Origin of the sequence: Spirosoma sp. KCTC 42546 (assembly GCF_006965485.1) — a bacterium.
Classification (GTDB): domain Bacteria; phylum Bacteroidota; class Bacteroidia; order Cytophagales; family Spirosomataceae; genus Spirosoma.
Genome location: NZ_CP041360.1, coordinates 6,959,953 through 6,973,029, shown reverse-complemented (window position 1 = coordinate 6,973,029; position 13,077 = coordinate 6,959,953). Strand labels below are relative to the sequence as shown.

At 48.0% G+C, this 13,077-nt stretch carries 10 protein-coding genes; 7 read left to right on the top strand and 3 right to left on the bottom strand.

What is annotated here, in order from left to right; genetic code table 11:
- Positions 1-4: 4 nt before the first annotated feature.
- Both EXU85_RS28445 and EXU85_RS28440 read right to left on the bottom strand, forming a co-directional pair.
- Positions 5-2,515, bottom strand: a complete 2,511-nt coding sequence (locus EXU85_RS28445) for an alkaline phosphatase family protein (protein WP_142775330.1) — start codon at positions 2,513-2,515, stop codon at positions 5-7.
- A gap of 190 nt (positions 2,516-2,705) precedes the next feature.
- Entirely contained in the window at positions 2,706-5,447 is a 2,742-nt protein-coding gene (locus tag EXU85_RS28440) for an alkaline phosphatase family protein (protein ID WP_142775329.1), read from the bottom strand.
- A gap of 276 nt (positions 5,448-5,723) precedes the next feature.
- Here EXU85_RS28440 and EXU85_RS28435 point away from each other — a divergent pair, with 276 nt between their 5' ends.
- The 6 genes from EXU85_RS28435 (at position 5,724) to EXU85_RS28410 (ending at position 11,705) form a co-directional block, all read left to right on the top strand.
- Entirely contained in the window at positions 5,724-6,506 is a 783-nt protein-coding gene (locus EXU85_RS28435; RefSeq protein WP_142775328.1) for a ParA family protein, read from the top strand.
- A 91-nt stretch (positions 6,507-6,597) separates the two neighbouring features.
- Entirely contained in the window at positions 6,598-7,518 is a 921-nt protein-coding gene (locus EXU85_RS28430; protein WP_142775327.1) for a ParB/RepB/Spo0J family partition protein, read from the top strand.
- An 82-nt stretch (positions 7,519-7,600) separates the two neighbouring features.
- Positions 7,601-8,437 (top strand): DUF5683 domain-containing protein, encoded by an 837-nt coding sequence (locus EXU85_RS28425; RefSeq protein WP_142775326.1) that lies wholly within the window; start codon positions 7,601-7,603, stop codon positions 8,435-8,437.
- Positions 8,438-8,537: 100 nt separating this feature from the next.
- Positions 8,538-9,269, top strand: a complete 732-nt coding sequence (gene dapB / locus EXU85_RS28420; protein ID WP_142775325.1) for a 4-hydroxy-tetrahydrodipicolinate reductase — start codon at positions 8,538-8,540, stop codon at positions 9,267-9,269.
- A gap of 152 nt (positions 9,270-9,421) precedes the next feature.
- Complete coding sequence (gene lepB, locus EXU85_RS28415) at positions 9,422-10,594, top strand: signal peptidase I (protein ID WP_142775324.1); 1,173 nt, start codon at positions 9,422-9,424, stop codon at positions 10,592-10,594.
- A gap of 136 nt (positions 10,595-10,730) precedes the next feature.
- A complete protein-coding gene (locus tag EXU85_RS28410; RefSeq protein WP_246859280.1) occupies positions 10,731-11,705 on the top strand; it encodes an N-acetylmuramoyl-L-alanine amidase in 975 nt (324 codons plus the stop codon).
- Positions 11,706-11,795: 90 nt separating this feature from the next.
- Here the strand turns inward: EXU85_RS28410 and ung are convergent, their stop codons facing one another.
- Entirely contained in the window at positions 11,796-12,461 is a 666-nt protein-coding gene (ung, locus tag EXU85_RS28405) for a uracil-DNA glycosylase (protein WP_142775323.1), read from the bottom strand.
- Positions 12,462-12,604: 143 nt separating this feature from the next.
- Between ung and apaG the strand changes: the two genes are divergently transcribed.
- On the top strand, positions 12,605-12,991 hold the full coding sequence (gene apaG / locus EXU85_RS28400) for a Co2+/Mg2+ efflux protein ApaG (protein WP_111344227.1): 387 nt from the start codon (positions 12,605-12,607) through the stop codon (positions 12,989-12,991).
- Positions 12,992-13,077: the final 86 nt, after the last annotated feature.

Below are 13,077 nucleotides of genomic sequence, written 5' to 3'. Positions count from 1 at the left end.
GGATTTAATCGTCATCATCGTCCTCTTCTTCGTCGCCCGCTTTCCCTAAACGAACAAAAGCTCCCCGGCGTGGGGCAGGCATAACACTCTTGGGGCCGCGCACAGTTTGCCACACAATCTCGCTGAAAATAAGGTCGTCAATATCGTCAGGGTGGGTCAGGTTAAAGAGCGACGAACGTTTCGAGTTGGTGTTGATCGCTACGTTTTTCTCATTGATATCGACACCGGCTGGTCGGGCGGTAAACGGTGTCGAATCTGCTTTTTTGTTGAAACAGCGCCACATGGGCGTAGCAGCCGCATCGTACTGACTCATGGGTTTCAGACCTAGAATTAGCTCCATCGTTCGGAGCATACCCGACGTGGAATACATCGTATGATCGATATAGCCGCGTTTTACAAACCCACCAGCTATAAACGCAATTGAGCGGTGTGCATCCACATGGTCGGGACCGTTTTGGGCATCATCCTCTAAAATAAACACCACCGATTCGTTCCAGATCGGGCTTTTAGAAAGGTGCTCCACCATTCTCCCAACGGCTAAATCATTGTCGGCAACGGCGGCATCCGGGGTGGGCAGGCCAACTTTGGCTCCCGATGTATGGTCATTTCCCAGGCGTAGCGTGTTGAGTCTGGGTAATTTTCCGGTAGCTACCAATGCATCAAAATCCTGCTCCCAGGCTTCTTCCCGCCTGGCATCCATATACCCCAGATTAAATCCTTTGAAATCAGGGCAGTAATGGCCATCCAAAACTTTAATATTGGGTTTGCCATCTACAAACCAGCCGTAACTTCGGAACGAAATACCCGCCCGCTGGCAATGGTCCCAAATGAACCCGTCGCGTGGGTGGGCAATTTCTTTCTGACCTTCGTAATCATAGGTACCACCCCGACCGCCATAACTGGTTACCCAGTTTTTTTCAACATAATCATTGGCATAAGCCGCCGATGACCAGTTGTGTCCATCCGCACTGACTTCCGCATCGACGTAAAAGTTGTCCAGCAGCACAAATTCTTTGGCTAAAGCGTGCTGGTTGGGGGTCACTTTTTCAGGGAACAGACAAAGTGCCGGGTCACCATTGCCTTCTTTCATATCCCCTAAAATCTGATCGTAGGTTCGGTTCTCCTTGATGATATAGAACACATACTTGATGGGCGACTGGGACGACATGCCGCTCCCACCCACCTGCATTGGAATTGGGTTGCCCGCTTCGCCTTCCGCCTGTAACTCTTTGTTTTTTGTGTAGGGTGTATTGGCATAAACCAGCCGCGAGTAAGCCGCCAGGATTTCGGAATCGGGCGTGTCAATAATCGAGAGCGTACCTTTGAATAAGCCAGCTATGTACTGCACAGGTCCGGGGTTTGCCTGGGGGTTAGGGCCAACTTGTTGTGGGGTCCGCGTTCGCACCGGGTTGGGGCCTCGGGGATTGGCTTTCGAGGAGAATCCTTTTCCGTTAGTAACGAAGATCGTAGAGCCAATGACTTTAACCGACGTTGGATACCAGCCTGTAGGGATAAAGCCGCTTGACTGGCTATGTCCTTTCCGGCTTACATCGAAAACGGCCAGACAGTTGTTATCGGCATTGGCGATATAGAGCGTATTTTCATCATCGCTCAGAGCCAGGCCATTGGGCGTAGTGCCAAGGGGTGCATTGGGAAAGAGCGAAGTGGTCAGAGTTTCGATTATCTGGCGCTTTGCTACATCAAGCAGGGCCACCGTATTGTCATTGCCGTTTGCCACAAACAGATACTTGCCATCGTGTGTGAGCAACAGATCATTCGGGTTCTTATTGGTCGCAATTTCAGCCGTTATCGCTGGCGTATTCACATTAATGACCAGCACCTTCGAGCCGCCCCAGAGTGAGACAAACAGTTCATTCTTATCCGGCGACAATAAACAGGTATAGGCTGCAGCACCCAGATTCAGTTTAAAAAGAACTTTTTTGGTTTGGGTATCGGCAATGTAGAGCGAGCTATCTTCTTTTGTGACAATGTAGATTCGGTTTTTTGCCTCATCGACGCACAGACCTGTGGGAGAAATTTTAACCGGCCAGGGTTTGCCTAATACGATTGGCTCGTCGGGCACCAGTTTTTGATTCTCGATTTTATAGACCAGGATTTTATTGTCATTGCCACCCGAGGCATACAATCGCTGTTCGTCGGCGCTAAAGGCCAGCCCTAAATAGGATTTTCCAACTTTAGCAGTATCCAGGATTTGTTCTGTGCTGGCATCAATCAGGGTAATGCTTTGGGTACTCTGTCCATTGTTCGTAACTGCCAGGTATTTTTTAGAAGGAGAAACGACCAGATTCAATGGTAAATCATCCAGGTCAAGACTACGGCCAGGCGGAGTTAAGGACCAGCCATTCGGTAAATTAACTCGATTAGCCGCCAGCTTTTTATAGGTTTCGGCTTCTTCCGATGACTGGGAGGAATTGCTTTGCCGATGACAACTGATCGCTGTAGCAAGCAGTAAAAACAGGCTAAATCCGTAACGAAGTGTTGAGTAGTTGGCCATGACAATAAAGTTGAATTTGCGAAATGAAAGTAGTACGCAATGGTGCTGAAGGTATTCATCTACCTTAAGTTTTACCACAGAGGCACAGAGAACACAGAGCTGTCTATTGATCATAACGCTGCGTTGTCTGTGCCTCTGTGGTAAAAAATAGTTAGGCTAGTTAGCTAAAGGCTTTAGCACTATATCCTTACTAATCATCATCGTCGTCATCCTCTTCTGCGCCCGCCAATTCAGCGGGGTAGCGTTTTTTGCCTTTTGCCGTAAACCATAGAATTCGATTCAGCAGATCATCATGCCCCCGATCAATCAGGAAAAAGCCATGCCGTTTAGAGAGGTTGGCAAAACGCAGTGCTGAGCCTTTTAATCCTGTTGGCGATGGATTCATGAGGTTCAAATTAACGCGATTAGGCAGTACGTTATATTTAAAGGACAGATCCGGATTGTCGGAAAAGCAATCAAACATGGGCAGAGCGGTGGCATCCAGGATATTCATTGGTGGTAAGCCCAGAATCTGCTCCATCGTTCGAACCATGGACGTCTGATTATAATTGGTATGAACGGTTTTTTGCAATCGCGAGTAGGGACTGACAATATAGCCCGTGGTTCGGTAGGCCGATATATGATCCCAACCCGCCTGTGAGTCATCTTCCGTAATAAAAATGACGGTCGATGCGGCAAAGCGACTGTGCGTGATCGCATCCACAATTCGGCCTACGGCTAAGTCGTTATCGGCAACCATCGCTCTCGGTACTGGGAAGGCTGGGTTTGTTCCGGCCGTATGATCGTTAGGCAACGACATCACCATCAGGTTCGGCAAGTCGGCGTTTGGGTTGGCAGCTGTTTCATTTAGCTCATTGATAAAGGCATCGGCGCGCATCTGGTCGCTGATGCTTTCATCATCGCAACCCGGAAAGTTCTTCGAAAGCACAGGTCTAACCCGGGAAATAGTCGTGGTGTTTGTAAAGGAAAAGGGCTTGTTTTCCTGGCGCAGTTCATACAACCGTCGCCAGTCGTATTGTTTCTCATCGAAGTGACAGGTGCAGGCTTCGCCGTATAAGCGAACCGTTTTGCCGTGATCGAGCGCGTTATTCCAGATCAGGCCTTTTTTGTCGTAGACCATCGCATCGTACAAGACGTGCGGATAACTTCTGAACCAGGCCCGCACGCTCTTCTCGGTATAGTCGGTAACCATAGCCGCACTGGCCCAGTGGTGCCCTTCGGCCGACGATTTGCCGGAAACATGGTAGTTATCGAGCAACAGGTAATTGCGGGCAATCCGGTGTTGATTGGGAGTTATGCTATCGCCAAATATGCACAAATCGGCCATTCCACTTCCTTGTGGCATATCGCCCAGAACCTGATCGTAGGTGCGGTTCTCTTTAATAATATACAGAACGTGTTTAAAGACTGACGGCTCGCCGATTCGTTCGGGCACGGGTTTGGGCGCTACGCCTGGTCGGGGAACCTGCTCGGTTAGCGCCAGCCGAAACTGAAGACTCTGCTGTTTTACCTTTTCGGTGAAGGCTGCTAACTGCGTCTCATCTGGTACAGGAATAAAGGAGATAGAGGCCAGCTGTTTGTGAGAGTTGTAGGCTTTCAACTCTTTTTTCGTCGGGTTTTTTCCTTGCCCGCCCTGATCAACAGGGTTGGCCACGCGTGCCCCAACCGCTTCCAGATTAGTTACGTAGAGTTCATTGCCATTCAGGACAATGCCCGATGGGTAGGCCTGGGTTGGAATGTACCCCTTAATTTGGGGGCTGCCTGTACCCGCAGTAGCTGCTTTACTACCCAGGGAAATAACGCACAGTGCGTTATCCATCCCATTCGCTACGTAGAGCGTAGTCCCTTCCGGGTTAATAGCTAAGGCATTTGGCGTACTACCGATATACCCATTGCCTCGATTGAATAAACCCACAAAAATCGAGTCAGTTACCTGTTGAGCCTGAGCATCAATAACGGATACATAATCGCTGTTGCCATTAGCTACATATAAGAATCGCTGGTCAGGACTGCTAATGATGGCATTTGGGTGTAGCCCAACGGATAATTCCTTTTCTACTTTTCCCTGCTTTATATCAATGATCGACACTGTTCCCCGCGCCATAGCTCCCGTCTTCGGGTCAATGTAGGCACTTCCCCAGGGCACACCGGCGGTTTTGAAGCCGTTCGTTGCATCAGGAACTGGTCCTGCCCAGTTCGTGATATAGGCTTTATCGCCAAGGATCGTCAGGCCGAAGGGGGCAACGCCGGTTGGAGCCGTCCAGACAACCCGTTGGTCTTTTACCCTGACTTTAACAAATTGATTGTTGCCATTCAAGACTGTATATAAATAGAGTTCGCCCGCTTCTTCCTTAACCACGACTTCGTTGGGTAGTGCAATAGTTGCCGGAGCAATAGCCTCGAATGGAATTGTCCGAACCAGGCGGGCGCGAGTGCCGTCCCAAACGGCCTGCATTACGTAGGAGTTTGGCTTTCCTCGGCCGCCCGCTCCCCAGAAAATGTAGGTTGAGTCGTGGTAAACAATCGCTTTAATGCCCGAGAAGGAACTCATACTACCTCGAACGCTCGAACCTTTGTTGTAATCCCATCGCGAAATGAGCTGTTGCTGTTTCACATCGAAAAAAGCGACACCATACCGGTCTTCTACAGCCAGGGTTTTCTTATCCGGCAGCAGCACCGCATCCAGGCTGTGGTTTTCAAAACTGGCATCGCCAAAACTGACTGACTTCCCGGCTGCGTCGATGATTCGATTATAAGGCATCAGAAACGGAGAGCTGTTACTATATAAGGTACTGTCATCCGTTGGAATCTTATAGCCCGATGAAGAGCTACTGATTGAGGTAATGGGGCTGAATCGGTGACAGCCTTCCAGCGCGAACAAGCTGAATAGAATCAATAGCCCGTAAGCAACTGGTGTAATGTTGATTTTCATAGAAGTTACAGTGACAGAATCGAGAGGATAAATATAGGGCTTCTGCCCCTTAGTTATGAAAGAGGGATAGATGTGAATGATGGATTGAGTAGCTAAACTACCCGGCTGTTGGCAATTGCTACTACATCGTCAGATTAAGTTAGTATGAACCTTTTTGATTAGCTACTGAGTATCAGTGCGAAGCATAGCTAATTAAATTTTGTGGAACATTCCGTGGAACAGTTCTTGCTTTCGTGGAAACTATCCGGCATCTTTGGGACTGCAACGCACAGACCCATGGGTAAAGTCATTGCTATCGCCAACCAAAAGGGGGGCGTCGGTAAAACTACGACAACAATCAATTTGGCCGCCAGTTTGGCCGCCCTCGAATTTCAGACGCTCATTGTTGATGCTGATCCACAGGCGAACTCCACGTCAGGGTTAGGTTACAATCCGAAAGAAATCGAGAACAGCATTTACGAATGTATGGTCGAGGGGGTTCGCCCTCAGGACGCTATTATTCAGACGGACTTTCCGAATCTGGATTTGCTGCCGTCCCATATCGACCTGGTCGGGGCTGAGATCGAAATGATCAACCTTCAGAACCGGGAGGATAAGATGAAGACAACGCTCGATAGCATTCGGGACGACTACGACTTCATCATTATTGACTGCTCGCCTTCATTAGGTCTCATTACGATCAATAGCCTGACTGCCGCTGACTCGGTCATTATTCCGGTTCAGTGCGAGTATTTTGCGCTCGAAGGGTTGGGCAAACTGCTCAATACCATAAAGATTATTCAGTCGCGGCTAAACACACATCTGGCTATTGAAGGCATTTTGCTGACGATGTATGATTTGCGTGTTCGTCTGTCAAATCAGGTTGTAGGCGAAGTCACGAGCCACTTCCAGCAGATGGTATTCAGTACCATCATTCCGCGTAACATTCGGCTGAGCGAATCGCCCAGCTTTGGCGTTCCGGCCCTGGCGCAGGATGCCGACAGCAAAGGAGCCGTCAGTTATCTGAACCTGGCCCGAGAGATTCTGATTAAGAATGGCTTGATGCCGCAGGAAGCATAAGAATTTACGAATTACGAATTACGATGTGTGATTTAGGCTTACGCGACACACATCGTAATTCGTAATTCGTAAATCGTAAATCCATAAGTACATGGACAACGCAAACACCAAAGCACCGAATAAGAAGATGATAGGATTGGGCCGTGGCTTGGGTGCCTTATTGCACGATAGCGAATCGGTTAGTCGGCAGTCGAAGCCGTCGCCGTTTGAGTCGATTAGTACCATGACCGAAATTGGCTTGGCACTGATTGAAACAAACCCGTTTCAACCCCGAACCCGATTCGATGTTGAAGCGCTTCAGGAACTCGCTGACTCCATTCGAACTCAGGGTATTATTCAGCCCATTACGGTTCGGCAGTTAGGGAAAGAGCGGTATCAGCTTATTGCGGGTGAACGCCGTTTGCAGGCGTCTAAGATTGCGGGTCTGACAAGTATTCCGGCTTATGTTCGTACGGCCAATGACCAGCAGATGCTGGAAATGGCGTTGATCGAGAACATTCAGCGTGAAAACCTCAATGCCATTGAAATTGCCCTTAGTTATCAGCGACTCATTACCGAGTGCAGCCTGAAGCAGGAAGAGCTCGGCGAACGCGTTGGTAAAAACCGTACAACCGTTAATAACTACATCCGATTGCTGAAGTTACCCCCGGTTATTCAGGCGTCGCTTCGTGACAATAAGATTTCGATGGGCCATGCCCGGGCTATTATCAATATTGAAAATCCCGACGCTCAAATCCGGCTTTTTACGAAGGCTGTTGATGAAGAATGGTCGGTACGTAAAGTTGAAGAAGCCGTTCGGAATCTATCTGACGATGCGCACGAACTGACAAGTACCCGGCGAGTTACCCTACCCAAACAGGAAATGCGGAGTCTTCAGTTTAAATTGTCGTCGCTTTTTGGTACCCGCGTATCCATAAAAGCCGATGAGAAACATAAGGGTGAAATTAAGATTCCGTTTACTTCTCAGGAAGAACTGACTAAAATTCTGGAGGTACTGAACTCGCAGAGCTAAGCTCGTAGACGCAATCGTGTTAAATTACTTTAAAAGGGGGATCAAACGGACGAACCAGAGAAGTCTTGTACGTTGTCTGTTTATGAAGCCGTTTTCAACCTCATTCGTTGTTTTCCTATTGTTGCTGTTAATGGCCGGACCGCTCTTTGCGCAGCGCCCTGCTATCAAGCCAGCACTGACACCAGTTGCTATTGACTCGACCCGGCAAGTGCGCTCGGCGACCGATACCATTCCTAACACCATCCGACGAAATGGTGTACCGGTTCAGGTGGGTAAATCTGTACTGACGCCAGATGATGATTCAACCTCATTGGACGGTCCCGACACACTCCGTGTAACGGCAAAGCAGGAAGCCCAAATTCATAAGATTGTCCCCAAAAAGGCAACCATACGCGCACTCATTCCTGTGCTTGCGTTGGGCCAGGCCTACAATCGACAGTATTATAAAATGCCCTTTGTGTACGCTGGCTATGGTGTAATGGGTTATCTATTCGTCAGATACCGAGCTCTTGCGCAAGAAGCAGAAGTGGGATATCGCCGGCTACTCTACAAGGAGCTTGTAGCGCCAGCGTACCCTGTTACTCTGGATCCTACTTTATTTCCGACTGGGATCACACAGGCGCTTACTGTAGATGCTGAATACAAGCCACTACCAGACAAAGTCCTTATTGGTCAGCAATACTTTTATACATCGGCGGGTGCTAAGAATGCTTATGACACCTATCGACGTTATCGGGATTTAAATATTCTGTTGTCCGTAGTTTTGTATGCCGTCAGTATTGTGGAAGCCAATGTAGCGGCTCATTTAAAAACTTTTGATTTAACCGACGACATCTCGATGCTCGTTGAACCCAACATACTGCCCGTGCCTGGATCGGGTTTTGTGCCAGGCGTGCGGGTAGCCTTTACATTTAAATGAATTATAAGAGGAGAAAAGGGAGGAAGGAGGAAAGGGAAAAGTAATACTATCTATTATTCTCCCTTTCTTCCTTCCTCCTTCTTCCCTCCTCCCTCTATCTATGAACATTCTACTACTCGGCTACGGCAAAATGGGTAAAACGATCGAGCAGATTGCGCTCGGACGGGGGCACCAGATCGCAGGACGCATTGATGCCGATAATCACGCAGATTTAGCCAATCTGGAACCTGATGAGGTTGATGTCGTTATTGAATTCAGCTCACCAGAGTCGGCGGCCGAAAATATAACCTATTGTCTGGAGCGGGGGTGGCCAGTAGTTTGTGGGACAACGGGCTGGCTCAGTCACCGCACGGAAATTGAAGCCTTATGCCGAGATAACAAAGGCGCGTTTTTCTATGCATCCAACTATAGCATAGGGGTTAACCTATTTTTTCGGTTGAATAAAACGTTGGCGCAGTTCATGCGGAACTATCCATCGTATCATGTGTCGATGACCGAAATTCATCATACCGAAAAGAAGGATGCCCCAAGCGGAACGGCCATCACACTGGCGGAGGGTGTAATGGAGCACTTGCCCACCAAGCGTCGCTGGATCAACAATGAATATGGGCACGAACCCACCCCTGTGGGTGATGATGCCATCGAAATTGAGTCATTACGCGAAGGAACCGTGCCCGGTACGCACACCGTTCGGTACGAATCGGATGTGGATCGAATAGAAATTACCCATACGGCCCACAGTCGGCAGGGATTTGCGCTTGGCGCCGTGGTTGCTGCCGAGTGGCTGGTGGGCCGTGAGGGCGTGTTTGGCATGGATGACTTACTGGGGTAATGATGAATTATGCATAAATGGCCCAATAAAATCGCCATATCTTCGTAATTTCGTTACTGATTTACAGGAGTCTTATAGTTTCGATACCTCATTTATCACCGCGTGGGCGTCGGATGCCGATGCCACCCCGTCATAATTCATCAGTAGTAAATATGTCTGAAGTTAAAACCAGAGCCGAAGTGCAACCGGCTAAAGCGAAGAAATCGCCCATTCGGGAGTGGTTCGATTCCGTCTTATTTGCCGTCGTGGCTGCTACGTTGATTCGGTGGCTGTTTATGGAAGCCTTCACCATTCCAACCCCCTCGATGGAAAACAGCCTGATGGTTGGCGATTTCCTGTTCGTAAGCAAGCTGCATTACGGCACCCGTACTCCTCGAACACCCCTACAGGTTCCGCTTACCCACCAGAAAATTTGGGGAACGGATATTCCATCCTACAGTACAGCTATTCAGTTGCCATCGTATCGGCTACCCGGTTTTACCCACGTTAAGAATGGCGATGTCGTTGTATTCAATGTGCCACCTAAATACCTGAACGACAATATTGATTATCCCGTTGACCTGAAAACCAACTACATCAAACGGTGCATTGGTATTCCAGGCGATGTACTGGAAGTACGGCAACGCGAGGTGTTTGTGAACGGAAAACCATTTCCCACTCCTCCGCGCTCTGAGCAGAAGTATTTCATTAAAACGACAGAAGTGCTGGATGCGAATTTCTTCCGTAAGTACGATATCGTAAATGATTATCGTGACCCCAGCCAGCCAACGGAAAACTGGAAGCCACTGGAGCAATATAACGACTCGACCAAAACCTCAACAATGGTGGGTTACAGCGTTAATACCACTCAGGAGGTAATTGCTAAGTTCAAGGGATTTGATTGGGTGAAAGGCATTGAACCAATGTCTGAAAAGCCGGGTGAAATGGCTCCTATGATTTACGGCACACCAACGTTCAAATGGAACCACGATAACTTTGGCCCAATCACGATTCCGAAAAAAGACGTAACGATTCAGCTTAATGCGCAGACTATTGCCCTATACGGACCAGTTATTCAACTCTATGAAGGAAACGACAAGGTTGAAGTAGCGCCAACGAGCATTAAAATCGACGGGAAGTCAATAACCTCCTATACGTTCAAACAGGATTACTACTTCATGATGGGCGATAACCGCGACAACTCACTTGATTCGCGATTCTGGGGATTTGTCCCTGAAGATCACATCGTGGGTAAAGCCGTATTTGTCTGGATGTCACTCGACCCTAATCCGGCTAACATCTGGAATAAAATCCGATGGAATCGCCTGTTCCGGACGATTGATTAACAAGACTGAAGCATACGATAAGCTAAACCCCCAGATTTGCCTACGCACGTTGTCGCAAATCTGGGGGTTTGGCTTACGCATAATTTGGTGACTAATTGACTCGTTTATAAGTCTATACGTTGACAATTTTTTAGTTATGAAATCGAATGACGGCAACTGTATCTGGACTGTAATATTCCTGATTTTAATGCTGAGTCCTGGAGAATCTCATTTGGCGTTGGCCAAAGGAAAAGGTAGTCACGCTATTGCCCGGACAAATCATAGTAAGAGCCGAGTAGCGAAAACGCTTCGAAAAGCATCTGTAAGCCGTAAGATGCGGTTAGTCCGTCATAAATCGAGTAAGACACTGAACGCAGCAAAGGCTGAAAAAAAGAGAAATTCTCTATTGCCCACGTCGTTACCGGGATCAACTCATGTGACCGTTAAAGATCAGAAACTGAAAGGGGCGGTATATTATTTGGTTTCGGGACATGGCGGGCCAGATCCTGGTGCCATTGGGCGGTACGGGAAATATGTGTTGCCTGAAGATGAGTATGCCTATGACGTAACGATCCGATTAGCTCGCGCCCTCATGGAGCACGGCGCTACTACCTACATGATTGTCCGTGATCCGAATGATGGAATTCGAGATGGGAGTGTATTAAAATTGGATCATGATGAGGTTACCTATCCTAATCAAACGATTCCATTAAACCAGACCTTGCGGCTGCGTCAGGGTACGGATGCCGTCAATAAATTACACGCAAAACATCGGGAGGCTTACCAGCGTATGGTGACTATTCATGTCGATAGCCGAAGCGAAGGCCAGAACATTGACGTCTTTTTCTACCACCATGAAAATAGTAAGGTGGGAAAAAAGTTAGCTAAACATATTCATAAAAGTTTCCAATCTGGCTACAAGCGCAGCCAGCCTACGCGTAATTATTTAGGCACCGTATCGGATCGGAGTAGTTTGTATGTGGTTAAAAATAGCCACCCGCCTACCGTTTTTATTGAGTTGGGAAATATCCGTAATGGAAAAGATCAACAGCGTTTTTTACTCGCCGATAATCGGCAGGCGCTGGCTAACTGGATCTGCACAGGTTTACAAACAGATTATAAGTCGCACTGATTTTCGGTATATGGTTTATGATGGCCGATATCTCAGTATTGTTCGCGCTGGTCTACATACACTGAAAGCTATAAACCGACTACCGTAAACCTACCATTCAATAGGAGCCAGTCCATTGCTCTCCAGGTATGCATTGGCCTGACTGAAGTGTTTGGTGCCAAACCAGCCACCATAATTAGCCGCCATAGGGGAGGGGTGCTTGGCTTTCAGAATCAAGTGCTTTTTGCCGTCGATGATTGCGCCTTTTTTTTGAGCATAAGCGCCCCAAAGCATAAAAACAACGTGGCGTTTTTCGTCGGAGATTAGTTTGATAACCGCATCCGTGAACGTTTCCCAGCCTTTCCCCTGATGTGACCCCGCCTGCCCTGCACGCACGGTAAGGGTAGCGTTTAATAGCATAACACCCTGACTGGCCCAGCGTTCGAGATTCCCAGACTTAGGCACCGGTTTGCCCAGGTCGTCCTGTATTTCCTTAAATATATTGATTAATGAGGGGGGCTTCGTGATTCCGTCGGCTACCGAAAAGGCGAGGCCGTTGGCTTGCCCTTCGCCATGGTATGGGTCCTGACCAAGAATAACAACGCGCGTGTTATCAAAACTACATTTGTCAAAGGCATTGAAAATCAATCGGCCGGGCGGAAAAACACGTTGCGTACTATATTCATGCCGAATAAACTCGGCAAGTTCAATGAAATAAGGTTTGTTGAATTCAGCTTGCAGGTGGATTTTCCACGATTCGGCAATGGATACGTTCATGAAGGGAACTGATAAAGGTGATAAGGCATTATACGCCTACGAGCGCTAGAACCTGATCCTTGAAAATATTTTCATGGCAGTTCTTGCGTAACAAAACTAATCAACTTAATTTTCGTTTTAAGGTTGCAAACGATACTAAATTTATGGTTTCGTCAGTCACAGAAGGCGTAAAAGTTAGCGTGAAGACCGAGTATCAGGCCGATTACTCAAGTCCGCTTCAGGCCCATTACGTATTTACCTACCGTATTACCATTGAAAACGCCAGCGACTATACTATTCAGTTGCTCCGTCGTCATTGGTTGATCTTTGACTCGAACGGAACGGTTCGCGAAGTTGAAGGCGAAGGTGTTGTGGGGCTACAGCCTGTCCTGGAGCCAGGCGAGGTGCATGAATACGTATCGGGCTGTAACCTTCGGTCCAGTATCGGGAAAATGACGGGTACGTATCTGGTCGAACGGATGATTGACGGGAAACAACTCCGCATTGGTATTCCCGAATTTACGATGGTTGTACCTTATAAGTTAAATTAATGTACAATGGATAATGAACAATGGTCAATGAGTAATGATTGGCTCCATTGACATTCATGTAGAGCTGCTAGCCTTCATTATCCATT